General features: G+C 66.7%; 15 protein-coding genes. 10 read left to right on the forward strand and 5 right to left on the reverse strand.

The features are described 5' to 3' along the window. Positions 1-13: 13 nt before the first annotated feature. Positions 14-151, reverse strand: a complete 138-nt coding sequence (locus tag KDB67_RS17905) for a hypothetical protein (RefSeq protein WP_291018499.1) — start codon at positions 149-151, stop codon at positions 14-16. Positions 152-338: 187 nt separating this feature from the next. Here KDB67_RS17905 and KDB67_RS17910 point away from each other — a divergent pair, with 187 nt between their 5' ends. The 3 genes from KDB67_RS17910 to KDB67_RS17920 all read left to right on the forward strand — a co-directional run bounded on the left by KDB67_RS17910 (position 339) and on the right by KDB67_RS17920 (position 3,936). Next, positions 339-1,595, forward strand: coding sequence for an FUSC family protein (locus tag KDB67_RS17910; protein ID WP_291018501.1), 1,257 nt, complete (start codon positions 339-341; stop codon positions 1,593-1,595). A gap of 381 nt (positions 1,596-1,976) precedes the next feature. Then, on the forward strand, positions 1,977-3,341 hold the full coding sequence (locus KDB67_RS17915; protein WP_291018503.1) for an ROK family transcriptional regulator: 1,365 nt from the start codon (positions 1,977-1,979) through the stop codon (positions 3,339-3,341). A gap of 169 nt (positions 3,342-3,510) precedes the next feature. Next, positions 3,511-3,936 (forward strand): hypothetical protein, encoded by a 426-nt coding sequence (locus KDB67_RS17920; RefSeq protein ID WP_291018505.1) that lies wholly within the window; start codon positions 3,511-3,513, stop codon positions 3,934-3,936. A 4-nt stretch (positions 3,937-3,940) separates the two neighbouring features. On the opposite strand, the gene KDB67_RS17925 is transcribed toward KDB67_RS17920, so the two are convergent. Continuing rightward, complete coding sequence (locus tag KDB67_RS17925) at positions 3,941-4,792, reverse strand: ABC transporter permease (protein WP_291018507.1); 852 nt, start codon at positions 4,790-4,792, stop codon at positions 3,941-3,943. Beyond that, on the reverse strand, positions 4,789-5,817 hold the full coding sequence (locus tag KDB67_RS17930) for an ATP-binding cassette domain-containing protein (protein ID WP_291018509.1): 1,029 nt from the start codon (positions 5,815-5,817) through the stop codon (positions 4,789-4,791). Before KDB67_RS17930 ends, KDB67_RS17925 begins: the two co-directional genes overlap by 4 nt. Positions 5,818-5,985: 168 nt before the next feature. Here KDB67_RS17930 and KDB67_RS17935 point away from each other — a divergent pair, with 168 nt between their 5' ends. The 4 genes from KDB67_RS17935 to KDB67_RS17950 all read left to right on the forward strand — a co-directional run bounded on the left by KDB67_RS17935 (position 5,986) and on the right by KDB67_RS17950 (position 9,370). Then, entirely contained in the window at positions 5,986-6,390 is a 405-nt protein-coding gene (locus tag KDB67_RS17935) for a TOBE domain-containing protein (RefSeq protein ID WP_291018511.1), read from the forward strand. Further along, on the forward strand, positions 6,387-7,157 hold the full coding sequence (gene modA, locus KDB67_RS17940) for a molybdate ABC transporter substrate-binding protein (RefSeq protein ID WP_291018513.1): 771 nt from the start codon (positions 6,387-6,389) through the stop codon (positions 7,155-7,157). Before KDB67_RS17935 ends, modA begins: the two co-directional genes overlap by 4 nt. Continuing rightward, positions 7,154-7,933 carry an ABC transporter permease gene (locus tag KDB67_RS17945; protein ID WP_291018515.1) on the forward strand — a complete coding sequence of 260 codons (780 nt, stop codon included), beginning with the start codon at positions 7,154-7,156 and terminating at the stop codon, positions 7,931-7,933. Before modA ends, KDB67_RS17945 begins: the two co-directional genes overlap by 4 nt. A gap of 363 nt (positions 7,934-8,296) precedes the next feature. After that, positions 8,297-9,370: an ABC transporter ATP-binding protein gene (locus KDB67_RS17950; RefSeq protein WP_291018517.1), complete on the forward strand. Its 1,074-nt coding sequence runs from the start codon at positions 8,297-8,299 to the stop codon at positions 9,368-9,370. A gap of 14 nt (positions 9,371-9,384) precedes the next feature. On the opposite strand, the gene KDB67_RS17955 is transcribed toward KDB67_RS17950, so the two are convergent. Next, a complete protein-coding gene (locus KDB67_RS17955) occupies positions 9,385-9,861 on the reverse strand; it encodes a MarR family winged helix-turn-helix transcriptional regulator (RefSeq protein WP_291018519.1) in 477 nt (158 codons plus the stop codon). Positions 9,862-9,980: 119 nt separating this feature from the next. Between KDB67_RS17955 and KDB67_RS17960 the strand changes: the two genes are divergently transcribed. Genes KDB67_RS17960 through KDB67_RS17970 form a run of 3 tightly spaced genes read left to right on the forward strand, consistent with a single transcriptional unit; the run spans position 9,981 to position 13,619 of the window. Beyond that, positions 9,981-11,129: a spirocyclase AveC family protein gene (locus tag KDB67_RS17960; RefSeq protein ID WP_291018522.1), complete on the forward strand. Its 1,149-nt coding sequence runs from the start codon at positions 9,981-9,983 to the stop codon at positions 11,127-11,129. A 25-nt stretch (positions 11,130-11,154) separates the two neighbouring features. Then, complete coding sequence (locus KDB67_RS17965; RefSeq protein WP_291018524.1) at positions 11,155-12,825, forward strand: VWA domain-containing protein; 1,671 nt, start codon at positions 11,155-11,157, stop codon at positions 12,823-12,825. Further along, positions 12,822-13,619 carry a CbbQ/NirQ/NorQ/GpvN family protein gene (locus tag KDB67_RS17970; protein ID WP_291018526.1) on the forward strand — a complete coding sequence of 266 codons (798 nt, stop codon included), beginning with the start codon at positions 12,822-12,824 and terminating at the stop codon, positions 13,617-13,619. Before KDB67_RS17965 ends, KDB67_RS17970 begins: the two co-directional genes overlap by 4 nt. A gap of 2 nt (positions 13,620-13,621) precedes the next feature. Here KDB67_RS17970 and KDB67_RS17975 read toward each other — a convergent pair whose 3' ends face one another. Beyond that, the gene (locus tag KDB67_RS17975) at positions 13,622-15,301 is read right to left on the reverse strand and encodes a GMC family oxidoreductase N-terminal domain-containing protein (RefSeq protein WP_291018529.1); all 1,680 of its coding nucleotides are present in this window, start codon (positions 15,299-15,301) and stop codon (positions 13,622-13,624) included. Positions 15,302-15,311 lie beyond the last annotated feature (10 nt).

Below are 15,311 nucleotides of genomic sequence, written 5' to 3' on the forward strand. Positions count from 1 at the left end.
TCCGAGTAGATGGCTACGCCGGGACGCCGCCGATGGCGATGACGAAGATGAGGGTGATGGCGACGAGGGCGATCACCGTGCCGAAGACGATGAGGTCGCCGGCGAGGGTTGATTTGCCGGACGTGCGGTGTGGTGTGGCCTGCTGTGTCATCTCGTGCCCCTCGTGTTCGGTGATGTCACCATTGCACCTTTGAACCAGGAGTTCACTCAAGCAAATTTCCGGATGAGGGAGTGTTTGTGCTGGTCGGGGGGTTTTCGGATTCTCCGGACCGGATGATTTCGGCTCCGGATCGGTCGCTGAGCAGCGCCGTCGACGCTGAGTTTGGGAATATCGGACTATGGATATCCACCGGCCCCGGCGTTTCGCGGTCCGCGCACTCGCGCATCCCACGGCGCTGGCCGATACGTTGCGGATCGACTTGAGCAAGGCGTCGCTCGGGGTGCCGCTGCGGGTGGGTGCGGCGTCGGGGTCGGTGCTCGTCGTGGGTGGGTTGCTCGGGGAATTCTCGCTCGCGGGGTTCGCTGCGCTCGGTGCGTTGGTGTCTGCGTTCTGTCGGGCCGATCCGTATCGGGTGCGGTTCGGGAGGCTCCTTGTCCTGGGGGTTGGGCTCATCGTGTCGCTCGTGTGTGGGGCGGTGCTCGGTGCGTTGTCGGCGAACACCTGGACCGAGATCGCGGTGTTGTCGGTCCTTGGCGGGATCGCCGCGTTGCTCATCGGGGCGTTGCACATCACCGGGCCGGGGGCTGTGGTGTTCGTGTTCGGGGCGACTGGGTCGGCGGGGTTCGCGGGTGACTTCGGGGACGTGGGGCGGGTTGCGGTGGCGACGGGGATCGGGGTGGTGTGCGGGGTTGTGGCTTCGTTGTCGCCTTGGGTCGTGGACGGGGTGCGGCGGGGGTTTGGGGTGGTCCGGTCATGGTGTTCGTCTCGCCGGACCCTTCGTGACGCTCGCTCCTTCGTTGCGTCGCCCTCAGGGATCAAGGAGGTTGGTGCGGAGGGTGCTGTCTCGGGGGGTGAAGAGGTTGGTGCGGAGGGGGACGGTCCCGTTTATGAGTCTGTGTGGGCTTGTTTGAGTCGGCGTCCGCACAGCGATCATGTGCATACCGCTGCGCGCAGTGTTGTCGCGGCCGGGATCAGTGGGGCGGTGGCGGTGGGGGTGGGGTTGTCGCATCCGCTGTGGGCGTCGATGGGTGCGGTCGCCGCGATGCAGGGGGTCAGGTATCACCGGACGGTGCAGCGTGGGATCGCGCGGCTGGTGGGCAACGTCGTGGGCGGGGTGATCGCGGCCGTGCTGCTGGCGCTGCCGCTCGGGCATTGGGGAGCTATCGCCGCCATCATCGTGCTGCAGATCATCGCCGAGATCTGCGCGCCCTGGAACTACGCCATCACGTCGACGGTCGTGACGCCGATGGCGTTGCTGATGACGGCATTGAGCGTGGGCCTCGACCCGTCGATCGCGGTCGATCGCGTGCTCGACACGATGCTCGGGGTGGTCATCGGGATCGTGATCGCCCTGCTCACCGTCACCCGTCCCGACATCGACGGAATCCTCGAAAGCACAGGTGTGCGGCATCCGCGGGCCGGATCCGGCAGTTAAGTTCAGGGTGAACACAAAGGGGGACAGTCCCGCCGGCCGAGGGTAAACGGGCCGGTGAAAGGCTATTTTCCACCCGCCTGAACCAAACCTCGTGCCGTGTTCGCGCTGAGATCGGGGGGATACATCACGCCACGTGCATGCTAGTTTTTTGGCCATGACGAGCCCGAGCCACCCCACCAGCGATGTCACCGCCGTGACTGTCGCCATGGGCTGTCGGCTGCCGCTGGTCCGTCCGCTGTGTTGCTGTCGAATGCACTGATCGTCCCCACCTCCCCTCAGTACATTCGCCCCGCCGACGCCCGCTCAACCGTGCCCACACCTTCGGTGTGACATCGTCGTTGACCGCGCAGGTGTGGCCCCTCCAGCAAGGACACCACAGCCATGACCGCAACTCTTGATCGCTCTGCCTCCGTCGAAACCTTTGCGACGCTGCCCCGCACCCCACGGCAGACCCGTCCCCTCGCGTACGGATCGGGTCCGGCGCGTCCCCGTACCGCCGCGCCCCGACATGCGGGAGAATCGACAGCACCCCTGCGACGCGCGCTCGCCGACGGGGCGATTCCGGGAAGGGGGGCAAGCCAGATTCACATCGCGACGCCCCAACTCCAGCTCCCCAGCAAACCGGCCGCACTCGTGCTGCGGGCCGCACGCCTGTCCGGTCCGGTGTTCCGTGACGACGCCGCCGCGCAGACCGGGCTGTCGATCTCGACGGTCAACCGGCAGGTCGGCGCCCTGCTCAAGGCTGGGCTGATCCGGGAACGTGCCGACCTCGCTCCTGCCGGTGCCATCGGCCGGCCGCGTCTCCCGTTCGAACTGAATGTCACCGACTTCCTGACGGTCGGCATCCACATCGGCTACAAGGTCACCGCGATCACCACCTACGACCTGCTCCATCGCGTCGTCGGCGCCATCCAGATCGCCACTCCCACCGCCGAGAACCCGGAGCAGACCCTGGCCGCGATCGGGGCCAGCGCACGACGGTTCGTCGGACGCTGGGCCGGACGTCGCGTGCTGTGGGCCGGCGTCGCGATCGGTGGCCGGGTGTCGAACGGCGGCGTCGTCGACCATCCGCGTCTGGGCTGGCAGGAGGCCCCCGTCGGCCGGGTGATCGCCGAATCGCTCGGGCTGCCCGTGTCGGTGGCATCGCATGTGGAGGCGATGGCCGCCGCCGAACTCGTCGTCAACCCCGACGACAAGCGGTCCAGCTTCCTGTACTTCTACGCCCGCGAAATGGTGGGCATCGCGTTCAGCGTCGACGGCACCGTGCACACCCCCGCTGCCGGCCCGCCGGTCATCGGACACTTCCCCGTCGGCGGCACCCGGTTGCTCGACCCGCAGTGCACCGGACGACTCGAAGACACGGCCAGCGACACCGGCATCGTCGACGCCGCGAACGCCAACGGCCTGAACGTGCAGGACGTCGACCAGGTGCATGAGTTGGCCCGAAACGGTGATCCCACCGCCCGCGCGCTGCTCGAAGAACGCGCCGAAGTGCTGGGCCGGACCGTCGCGCTGATCGCAGACATCTTCAATCCCGACCACATCATCCTCGGCGGGCAGGCGTTCACCGACTACCCGGCGACGCTGCCGACCCTGGCCAAGGCGGTCCGCGAAACTTCCGTCGCCGAGCGTCGCGACGTGCGGGTATCCCGCTCGGGCACCACGGTCCAGCAGCAGGCAGCCGGCGCGGTCTCCCTCGACGCCATCTACACCGATCCGCTGGAGGCGATTGCGCTCACCGCGTGAACACACGGGTGCGGCCTGTAACAGCGGCGCGCACCGGGCCGACCTTCCTGATATCGACAAGGTTGGGAGCGGGCCCATGTGGAAGTCACGAACGTCGTCGAGGTCACGGTGTTTGCGTACGTCGATCGCGGCAGGGTTGGGGGTGGCGGCCCTGGTGGGAGGGACCGCCATGGCCGCTGCACCTTCGGCTGCTGCGGCACCCTCGGGCGCCACCTACTTCTCGGCGGCCGGCTTCAACTGCGCGATCACCGATTCGGGCAAAGTCGGCTGTGACCTGGGCCGTTCGGTTCCGGTCCAGCAGTACCTCGGACTGGGCAAAGCCAACGTCTACCTTCCGTACGGTGTGCGGCAGATGGTGATCGACGTGCCGTTCCTGCCCGCACATCCGGGACTCGGAATCGGCACGCCGTACACGCTGCCCGGTGGCAATCCGCCGATTGACGAGGTGGGTGTGCCTACCGGCTCCGGAGCAACCGCCGGATCCAAGGTCTCGCGCGGCGGATCCGAGTGCTACACAGGCTTTCACGGCGCGTTCTACTGCACCGGTCCGGGCGGGCACGGCTTCAATTACTACACCATGATCGTGGCGAGCTGAATCCTCAGTCGGCCGTGCGGCGGGTGTAGGCGCGCAGTGCGAACGGGGCGAAGACCGCGGTCAGGGCGAGGGACCAGATCACCGTTGAGAGCACCGGGTGTTGCAGGGGCAGTGCGGCGTCGGGCATGTCCGGGCCGTTGCCCCAGGACACGCGCAGCGCCTGCACGAGCGAGGACATCGGGTTCCATTCGGCGATGACCCGCAGGACCGTGGGCATCGGCCCAGTGGGCACGAACGCGTTGGACAGGAAGCTCAGCGGGAACAGCGTCGAGAACAGGAATCCGTTGACCGCCTCGACACTGCGCAGCCACGAGCCGACGAGGACGCCGAACCAGATCATCCCGAAACCGAACAGCAGCACCAACGCGAAACCGACGACGGCGTCGACGACGTTGGTGCGGATTCGCCAGCCGATGATCAGACCGGTCAGCGCCATCACGACGATGCCGATAGACGAATGCAGCAGGCTCGCCAGCGCCCGCCCCACCAGCACCGACGACCGCTGGATGGGCAGCGACCGGAACCGGTCGATGATGCCCTTCTCCAAGTCGTTGGTGAGGCCGGAAGCGACGATGAACGCGGTGAACATCATCGTCTGACCCATGATGCCGGGGAGCAGGAACTCCTTGTACGACGCGCCCGGGGCGTCGATCGCGGCACCGAACACGAACGCGAACAGGAGCACGAACATGATCGGCTGCACCGTCACGTCCGACAGCATCTCCGGCATGCGTTTGGTGTAGATCAGGTTGCGCCACACCATGAGTCCGGCCTGCTGCCACAGGTTGGTCGGATTGATCTGCGGGCGGTTCACGGTGCGGGCCGCCGCCGTCGAGGTGGTGGATTCGCTGGTCATCGTGACTTCTCCTCAGTCCCGGTGCCACTGGTGGCCAGGCCGGATTCGGTTGTGTCGGTGTCTTTTTCGTCATCCTCGGCGCGATGTCCGGTCAGTGCGAGGAACACGTCGTCCAGGCTGGGCCGGGCCAGACCCAGGTCGTCGACGGAGATCTTGCTGTCGTCGAGCCACCCGGCGGCCCGCGTGAGGTCGCCGAGGCCGCCGGCCGGGGTGGTGAGTCGCCGGGCGTTGCGGTCGATGAACACCTCCCCGCCGCCCTTGCGCAGCAATGCCGCCGCGGCGTCGATGTCGGCGGCGTCGGACACCGTGAGTTCGAGGCTGGCCGCGCCGGCCTGCTCCTTGAGCTGCAGCGGAGTTCCGTGCGCGATGATCTCGCCCTTGTCGATGACCACGATGTCGTCGGCGAGTTGATCGGCCTCCTCCAGGTACTGTGTGGTCAGCAACAGCGTGGTGCCGTCATTGACCAACGCACGCAACACTTCCCACAATTCATTTCGGCTGCGCGGGTCGAGGCCGGTGGTGGGCTCGTCGAGGAACAGCACCGGTGGGGCGGCGATGAGGCTGACGGCCAGATCGAGGCGTCGGCGCATACCGCCTGAGTATGAGCGGACCTGTTTGTCGCCGGCGTCGGTGAGGGAGAACTGTTCGAGCAACTCGTCGCCGCGGCGGGCGATGTCGCGACGGCCGATGCCGTACAGACCACCGATCAGCCGGATGTTCTCGCGGCCGGTCAGATACTCGTCGACGGTGGCCGCCTGGCCGGTCAGGCCCATGTTCTGCCTGACCAGGTCGGGTTCGCGGGTGACGTCGTAGCCGGCGATGCGGGCCGTGCCGCTGGTGGGCGGTGACAGCGTGGCGAGCATGCGCACGGTGGTGGTCTTGCCGGCACCGTTGGGGCCGAGCAGCCCGAGGACTGAACCCTCCGGCACCGTGAAGCTGACGCCGTTCACCGCGGTGAAGTCGCCGAAGCGTTTCACCAGGTTATCCGCTTCGATGGCGAGGGGCGTTCGGTGTGGAGTGGTCATGGTCACCCAGGATAGGGAGCAAAGCGGACAACCTGCGACCTATTTACCGGGTGAAAGTCCCTTGCGATGAGCCGACTGTCGTGATCCGGATACCGGACCCCAGGGCCTGGTCGGTATGTGAGGAGTATGTCAGCGAAAAAATCCGCGAATGCGGATATGGTTGCCACCATGTCTGCGATCAGGATCAGCGAGGCTGCGACGCTGCTCGGCGTCAGCGACGACACCGTGCGCCGCTGGATCGCCGCCGGTGAACTGCCCGCCACCAGCGGTGAGGGCGTCACCACCGTCGACGGTGCCGCGCTCGCCGAGATCGCCCGCCGCCGCGCACAGCAACCCGCCGACGACGGCAGCGGCGTGCTGCGCTCGGCCCGCAACCGGTTCACCGGCCTGGTCACCGACGTCCAGACCGACACGGTGATGGCCAAGGTGACCATGCAGTGCGGGCCGTTCGAGGTCACCTCACTGATGAGTTCGGAAGCGGCCAGAGAATTGGCACTGGAGCCGGGCAGCGTCGCCACGGCAGTGGTCAAAGCGACGACGGTGATCGTCGAAGTCAAAGGAGAACAACGATGAAGAAACTCGGGGCAGTATTGGGGGTCGCGGCCCTGCTCGTGGTGGCGGGCTGCTCGTCCGACGACGGTGACGACGCGGCGTCGAGCTCGGCCGCGTCCGGTCCGGTGACGCTCAACGTGTACGCTGCCGCGTCGTTGAAGAACACCTTCACCGCGATCGCGGGTGAGTTCGAGAAGGAGAACGACGGCGTCAAGGTGTCGCTGTCGTTCGACGGATCGTCGACGCTGGTCAACCAGATCAAACAGGGCGCGCCCGCCGATGTGTTCGCCTCCGCAGACGAGAAGAACATGGAAAAGCTCGGCGACAAGGCCACCGACCCGAAGATCTTCGCCACCAACACGCTCGTCATCGTCACCGCCCCCGGAAATCCGAAAGGTATTGCGTCCTTTGCTGATCTGAACAAGGCGGGGGTGACCACCGTCGTCTGCCAGGAGGCGCAGCCATGCGGTAACGCCACCGCGACCGTCGAGAAGAACACCGGCGTCACTGTCAAGGCGGCCTCGGAGGAGCAGTCGGTGACGGCGGTGCTCACCAAGGTCACCACCGGACAGGCAGATGCGGGCGTCGTGTACGTCACCGACGCCAAGTCGGCCGGCGACAAGGTGGCCACCGTCGACGATCCGGCATTCGCCGAGGTCGTCAACAAGTATCCGATCGCCACCGTTTCGGGCGCGGCCAACGACGCCGTCGGCAAGGAGTTCGCCGAACTGGTGCTCGGTGAGACCGGGCAGAAGATCCTGGGAGAGGCCGGTTTCGGCAAGCCATGAGACGGGCGCCCTGGTGGGTGTATCTCATTGCGGCGGTGGGGGTCACGGTCATCGTGCTCCCACCGCTCGCGTTGGTGCTCAAGACGCCGTGGGACACGTTCGTCGCGCAGGTGACCTCGCAGTCGTCGCGGGAGGCGTTGCGGTTGTCGCTGCAGACGTCGGCGGCCACCACTGGGTTGTGCGTACTACTGGGAGTGCCGATGGCCGTGGTCTTTTCGCGGCACGACGGCCTGCTCGTGCGGGTACTTCGGTCGCTGGTGCTGCTGCCTTTGGTGCTGCCGCCGGTAGTCGGTGGTCTCGCGTTGCTGTACACGTTCGGAAAGCTCGGGATTCTCGGACAGCCGATGCGTGAGGCCGGAATCGATATCGCCTTCACCACTACCGCCGTGATTCTCGCGCAAACCTTTGTGGCGCTGCCGTTTCTGGTGATCAGCGTCGAGGGCGCGTTGCGGTCCGCGGGCACCCGGTATGAGGAGGTGGCTGCGACGCTCGGGGCTTCGCCCACGCGGGTGCTGTGGAAGGTGACCATCCCGTTGATCGCGCCGTCGGTGCTGGCGGGGCTGGTGCTGTCGTTCGCGCGGGCGCTCGGCGAGTTCGGCGCCACCATCACCTTCGCCGGCAACGCTCCCGGCGTCACCCGGACCGCGCCCCTGGCCATCTACGTCGACGCCATCGACGACCCCCAACGGGCCATCCCCATGTCCATTGTGCTGGTACTGATTTCGCTGGTCGTCGTGGTCGGGGTGCACAGCCGTCGTAAGGCGGTGGGTTCGTGACCGTGGTGAACGGTTTGGGAGCCTCATCTCGCCGGACCCTTCGTGACCTTCGCTCCTTCGTCGCTTCAGCCTCAGGGATCAAGAGGGGTGTTCCGGTTGGGGATGGGGCGGGGTGTTCGGTTTGGGAGCCTCATCTCGCCGGACCCTTCGTGACCTTCGCTCCTTCGTCGCTTCAGCCTCAGGGATCAAGAGGGGTGCAGCTGTTCGAAACAGATACATGGCCGCGCGGATGGCTTTGGGCTTTGCCTTGCAGGGGACTCATCTTGATCCCTGAGGCTGAAGCGACGAAGGAGCGAAGGTCACGAAGGGTCCGGCGACCTTTTGTGCCTGACGGAACCACCTCGGCACGATTGGTGACTACCTATGGATCTTGAGGTGGATATACGAAATACTTTGCCGGCGTTGCGGATTGAGCACCGGTTCGCGGCGGGGAGTACGACGGCGGTAGTGGGGCCCAACGGGGCGGGGAAGACGACTCTGCTGAGAGTGCTTGCCGGGTTGGTCGCCGGCGACGACAGTACCCGGATCACGCTGGGCGATAGTATATTTCGGGATATCGGTACGATGATGGCGGCGCATCGGCGGGGGGTGGGGATGTTGTCGCAGGACGCGGGGCTGTTCCCGCATCTGAGTGTGCGGTCGAATATCGCGTTTGCGCCGTCGGCGCAGCATCTTTCGCGGGCCGAGGTGGCCAAGCGGGTGGACCGGTGGATGACGGCGACCGAGGTCACCGAGCTCGCGGACCGTAAGCCGGCGCAATTGTCGGGGGGCCAGGCACAGCGGGTCGCGATAGCCCGTGCGCTCGCCGCTGAGCCGCGGATTCTATTGTTGGACGAACCTTTTCGAGCACTTGATGTGGATGTCGCCGGAAGGCTCCGGGCACTGCTGCGGTCGATACTGGCAGATCGCTCCCGCATCACCGTCATGGTCACCCACGACCTCATCGACGCGGTGAGCCTCGCCGACTACGTGCTGGTGCTCGCCGATGGCGGCGTCGTCGAATCCGGGCCCACCACAGAGGTATTGACCAGTCCGGCAAGTCAATTCACCGCCACGCTGTCGGGGCTGAACCTGTTCACCGGAACTGTCGACAACGCCGCGGACCCGGTCGGTGTCGTCGACGGGACGGGGCAGCGGGTGTCCGGGACCGCGTCCGCTCAGGTTGCGGTGGGCGAGCGGGCCGCGGCCGCGTTCTCGCCACGGGCGGTGGCCGTGTACCTACATGCGGCAGCTGGATCACCTCGAACGGTGTTGCGCGGCACGGTCGTCGACGTCGCCCCGCGCGGGGAGCACGCGCTGGTGCGCTCGGATGTGGCCGGGCAGGCGGTTGCGGCAGAAGTCACCTGGGCTGCCGTCGCCGATCTCGGTCTGGTGTCCGGGCATGATGTGGAACTTGTGGTCAAGGCCTCCGACGTGCGGGTTTACGCGCTGAACTGAGAGCGTACGCGGAGCTACGCCGACGGATTGCACAGTTCGTCGGGTAGGTCGGGGTGCGGTCCGCCGCTGATCTTGTGGAGAGTGGTGATGCACGCGCGCAGCTCGTCGGTGGACACGGCGGCCACCTTGGAGTCGAAGTGGGCTCGCAGGTCCCCGAGAACCCGCTGCTGCAGGGCGACGCCGGCGGGCGTCACCTCCAGGGTGGTGGCGCGGCGATCGGTTGCCGACGGTGTGCGCCGTAGTAGGCCGAGGCCGGCGAGTTTGTCGACGTCGGAGCTGATGGTGCTGGGCAGGACACCGAGGTAGTCGACCAATAGGCTCGGCCGGTTGAGACCGGCGTGGGCGAGAACGACGATGCTGAGGGTGCGTTCGGACAGTCCGTGGTTCCGCGCGACCGGTTCCAGCAGATGTGCGATGATCCGCCGCACGTCCATGGCGGCACCGAGGAACTCGATCATGTCCACGTCGTCGGAGCCGGGTGTCTTGGTCACGGGTCGCCATCCTACTCCCGAACCCCATATTGTTCAGTTTCTGAACTAATTGGGTTACACTTCGGCCGAGGCGAGGTTCGCCGACGACCTTTGGGGCCGCATCGACCACCTGGAGTGCCATGACGACATCCGAATCAACCGACACCCGGCTATCCGAACAGCCGGATCCGGTTGTGGAACAGCAGAAGGCGGGCAAGTCGTGGCCGTGGAAGGCGGTGATGGGCTGGGTGCTGCTCGCCGTCGTCACCGTGATCGTGCTGGTCACCGCGGAGCGCAACGGTCCGGTCGGCTCCGACAACACCAATCCGGCGGGTGTGGGCAAGCCGCCGCCAGTGGAACCGCTGTGGCCGGGCCTCGACATTCTGTTCTGGGGGCAGGTTCTCGGTGCGGTCCTGCTGGCCATCACGGTCGTCGCATCGGCGATGGTGTGGCGGCGCAGGCCTGGACATCCCACCGTCCTGATGCTCCTGGCCGCCACCACGTTGTTCTGGTGGGATCCGATCAACAACTGGGCCATCGGGCTGGTCTACAACCCCGACCTCTGGCATTTCCCGCGGGATATCCCGTGGCTCAACATCTCTCCGATCATCGAACCGCTGACGTCGGTGATCTACGCCCCGTACATCCTCCTGCCGTACTTCCTGGCGATGCCGCTGCTGCGGGCAATCCAGAAGCGTAGCGGCCCTGCCGCTTTCGTGTGGCGCCATCCATTGATCACCATAGCGATGATGACCTTTGTCATCGGCGCGATATGGGATGCGGCGCAGGAGATTCTGCTGACGCGAACCCAGTTCCTCACCTACAGTCACGTGGTCGAGTTCGGTTCCATCGACGTCGGCAAGAACAGTCAGTTCCCGCTGCTGATGGCCAGCGTACTGATCACCATGGTGATGATCCCCGCGTCGGTGCTGCTGTACCGCGACGACACAGGAAAGACGCAGGCGGAGAAGATCGCTCAACGCTTCCGGCTGCATCGGACCCGACCGGCGCTGGCCACGTTCGGGGTCATGGTATTGGCGTTGACGATCGCGATGATGACCTTCAGCTCGGCATTCTGGCTCGCCCGCACCACCGGCGCGGCCTCCACCGTCGCCTGCCCGTGGCCGTATCCGTCGGCCAAAACCTGGGATCCCAAGGGCTACTACGAATCCCAGGGTGCGCAGGGACCGTTCACCCCGGGCAAGGCGAGCGACTGGCAGATCGGGCAACCCGACGGACGTCCGACGTCGGTCACCGTAAAATCAGATCGCTGCAAGACCGGCGAATAGTGTTTCCGCACAACATATCCAGCCAGTGACAGAACCTGATGCAGGCCCGAACCGGTATGGCCTGCTCGCGTCCGCCCTTGCGGGCCGGGCGGTCGAGGTGGTCGCCGGTCCGGCCGGTGGCGGGGTGTGGTCGGACGGCCACACCATCACCGTCGGCCCCGACGTCGGGCCGTCGCGCGTTGTCGAGGCGGTGGTGGTGCAGGCATCGATGATCGGCGCGGGAAGTCTGTCCGAGGCGTCGATGCGCGGTGTGTTGCGCAGTCGTCGGGTACGGTCGCGGTATCTCGGGATCGAAGGTCCGCGGGCGGTTGCCTCGATGCGGCACCTGCTGCCGAGATCGTTGGGCCACATGATTTCCGGCGAGATCGATACGTTGACCCAGTCGCCGGAACAGTCGCTCGCGTACGCGAGGACCCGCAACCCCGTCCCGGAAAGCGGCTTCATCCTGGGCGAGTTGCATCCCCGCGAAGTGCTCGCCGCGCTCAGGCGGGCATATTCGCACGAACACGGTGCCGATGTTGGCGAAACCTCCGGCAGCGGCGATGATTCGGACGGCGACTCGCGCGGGTTGCCGGACCCCGACGATATGCCGGACACACCGGACCTCCTGTTCGACGGACCGGCGACCGCGCTGGGTGCGCGTCTGCTGCGAAAGCTGTTGCGGGGCAGAGGTAAATCGAGAAGTGAAGGGCCTGCCGGAGCGCACACCACCCCGGGTCGTGGCACGCCGTCGAAGAGTTCGCGAACCTTCACAGGTATGCCGGGAGTCGCCGACGACGGCGCCGAACCGCACGACGGGAAATACCGTTACCCGGAATGGGATTCGCGGCTCGGGAGATACCGCGCCGATTGGTGCTCGGTCCGCGAAATCGACCCCGACGCGACCGGCGGCAGCGTGCCGCCACCCGATCTGGGTGTCCGACGACCACTCGCGAAGCTCGGCTCGGGCGCCGACACCCGGCACCGGCAACGGTACGGTGACGACATCGATATCGATGCCGCCATCGAAAGTCGGGTGGAGACAAGGACTTCGGGTAACCCCGGCGACGCGCTCTACCTGGCCACCGTGCACGATCGTCGTGATCTGTCCGCGCTGATCCTCCTCGACATCTCGGGCTCGGCCGCCGAACCCGGCACCGGCCGCATCCCGGTGCACGACCACCAGCGCACCACCGTCGCCGCGCTGGCGTCGACGATGCACCGGCTCGGTGACAGGGTTGCCGTGTACACCTACTCCTCCCACGGCCGGCACGACGTCCGGATGACCGCGTGCAAAACCTTCGACGAGCACAGCGACCTGCCGATGCTCGGCAGGCTCGACGCCCTGACACCGAGCGGATACTCGCGGCTCGGGGCGGCGATCCGGCACGGCGCCACCATCATCGGCGGACACGGCGGCACCACCCGGCGGCTGCTGATCGTCGTCTCCGACGGGCTCGCCTTCGATCACGGGTACGACCTCGGTCACGGCGCGCACGACGTGCGGCGTGCACTCGGCGAAGTGCGGGCGCAGGGCACCGGATGTCTGTGCCTGACCGTCGGCGCCACCACCGACGCGGCCGACCTGCGGGAGGTGTTCGGTACCGCCGCACATGCCGCCGTACCGACTCCCGACCGGCTGGCGCCCGTGATCACCCGACTCTTCCGGGCGGCCCTGAAATCCGCCGAATACCAGAGAGGACAACAGATCCGATGAGCATTTCCGATACGGGTACCCGGCCGTTCTACCGGGCCGTCGGCAACGAGGAGCGCGTGTTTCGTGCGGCGTTCGCCCAGCAGTTGCCGGTGATGCTCAAGGGGCCGACGGGCTGCGGCAAGACCCGCTTCGTCGAGGCCATGGCCCACGACCTGGGTCGCCCGCTCATCACGGTCTCCTGCCACGACGACCTGACGACGGCTGATCTCGTGGGCCGGTACCTGCTGCGCGGCGGTGACACCGAATGGGTGGACGGCCCGCTGACCCGCGCCGTCCGCGAGGGCGCGATCTGCTATCTCGACGAGGTGGTGGAGGCGCGGCAGGACACCACCGTCGTGCTGCATCCGCTGGCCGATCACCGGCGGCAGTTGCCTATCGAGAAGCTGGGTGAAACACTCACGGCCACAAAGGGGTTCTGTCTGGTGGTGTCGTACAACCCGGGGTATCAGAGTGTTCTCAAAGACCTGAAGGACTCGACCCGACAGCGCATGGTGGCCATCGAATTCGACTACCCGGCAGAGGATATCGAGGTCGGGATCGTCATGGCCGAGAGTGGTTCGGATGAGCGCCGGGCGGGTGACCTCGTGCGCCTGGCACAGGCCATCCGGCGACTCGACGTCCCCGGGATCCGGGAGGTCTCCTCGACGCGGGTGCTCATCGCCGCGGCCCGTCTTGCGCAGGCGGGGCTGCCGCTCATCGAGGCCGCCGAGGCCGCGATCGTCGCCCCGCTGAGCGACGATCGGGCCGTCGGTGCAAGCCTGCGCAAGCTCCTCGACGTGTACCTGCCGGACTGAGCTCAGGCGGGTACGCCGGCGAGGATCAGTTCGGCGGCCCGCTCGCCGATCATCATGGCTGCGGCATTGGTGTTGCCGCCGACGATGCTCGGCATGATCGAGGCGTCGGCCACACGCAAGCCGTCGATGCCGCGGACTCGGAGTTGCGGATCGACCACGGCCCGCTCGTCGGTGCCCGCCCGGCAGGTGCCCACCGGGTGGTAGACGCCGGAGGCGTTGCGGCGCGCGAACTCCGCCAACTCCGGACCGGTACAACCGACTCCCGGGAACACTTCCGTGCCTACAGAACCACGGATGTCCTTGTGGCCGATGATGTCCCGGACCAATTCCAATCCGGCGACCAGCGTTGCCAGGTCGGGTGATTCGGCGAGATAGTTCGGATTGATCAGCGGCGCCGCTAGCGGGTCGGCCGACGAGAGTCGCACCGTGCCACGGCTTTCCGGGTAGATCATGGTGGGCAGCAGCGACAGCGACGGGCTGGTGTCCTCGGCCAGGTGCAGTCCGGGTTCGTCCTGATTCTCGGGATAGCCCAGCGGCAGGATGAACATCTGCAGGTCGGGAATCGGGCCGCCGCGCACACCGCTGTCGACGAACGCCACCGCCTCGAACAGGGTGTGCGCCAGATACGTCGACTGCGGACGCACCATCTCCCGGGCCAGTGCCGCACCGAAATGCACCGGCGAGGCACGGCGGCCGGACGGTGCGTGGAACGAGATCGGCACGAACAGGTGATCGTGCAGGTTGTCACCCACCGGAAGATCGGCGACGACGTCGATGCCGTGCTCGTGCAGATGATTCGCGTGTCCGATACCGGACAACATCAGCACGCGCGGAGAACCGAGCGAACCCGCGCTGACGATCACCTCACGGCCGGCCCGGGCGATCCCGGCCGGTTTGCCACCCCGGCCCCGCACCAATTCCACACCGGTGGCCCGGCCGTTCTCGACGACCACCCGCGACGCGGTGACACCGCTGATCACCCGCAGATTCGCCGGTGCATCCCACAGGTAGCCGCGATCGGTGCCGTAACGCCGTCCGGCGCCGATGCTCTGCTGCAGTGCGGCCACGCCCCGCTGCTCGGCGCCGTTGTAGTCGTCGTTGAACGGGACGCCGGTGGTCGCCGACAGCGCCGACATGAACTCGTGGGTCACCGGTGCCAGGCCGGTGGCGCGTTCGACGGCGATAGGGCCGTCACCGCCGCGCAATTCGCTGGCTCCGTCCTCGAAGCTTTCCAGCCGGCGGAATGCGGGCAGCACGTCGTCGAAACCCCAACCGGTGGCGCCAGATTCGGCCCAGTCGTCGTAGTTGCGCCGGTTGCCACGCACGAATGCCATACCGTTGACGACGCTGCCCCCGCCGAGCGCCCGACCGTGCGACTGAGGAAGCCTGCGGCCGTTCATATGTCGCTGCGGAACGGTACGGGCCGGCCAGGTGACCATCCGCTGCAACGCTGTCGCCGCGTGGATGGCCCCACACATTCCCGGCACATTGACCAGCGGCCCCCGAAGCTGCCGGCCGGACTCGATGAGGGTGACGCTCGCACCCGAGTCGGCCAGCCGGCGCGCGACGATCGCTCCGGCGCTACCGGATCCGACGACGACATAGTCGGATTCGGCGGTGATGGGCTCGTGTTCCCAGGGGGGCATATCGATCTCCGATCGGATCCCGTTCTCGGGGATCATATTGTGGATA

The sequence above is a fragment of the Gordonia sp. (in: high G+C Gram-positive bacteria) genome (genome assembly GCF_020438995.1).
GTDB lineage: Bacteria > Actinomycetota > Actinomycetes > Mycobacteriales > Mycobacteriaceae > Gordonia.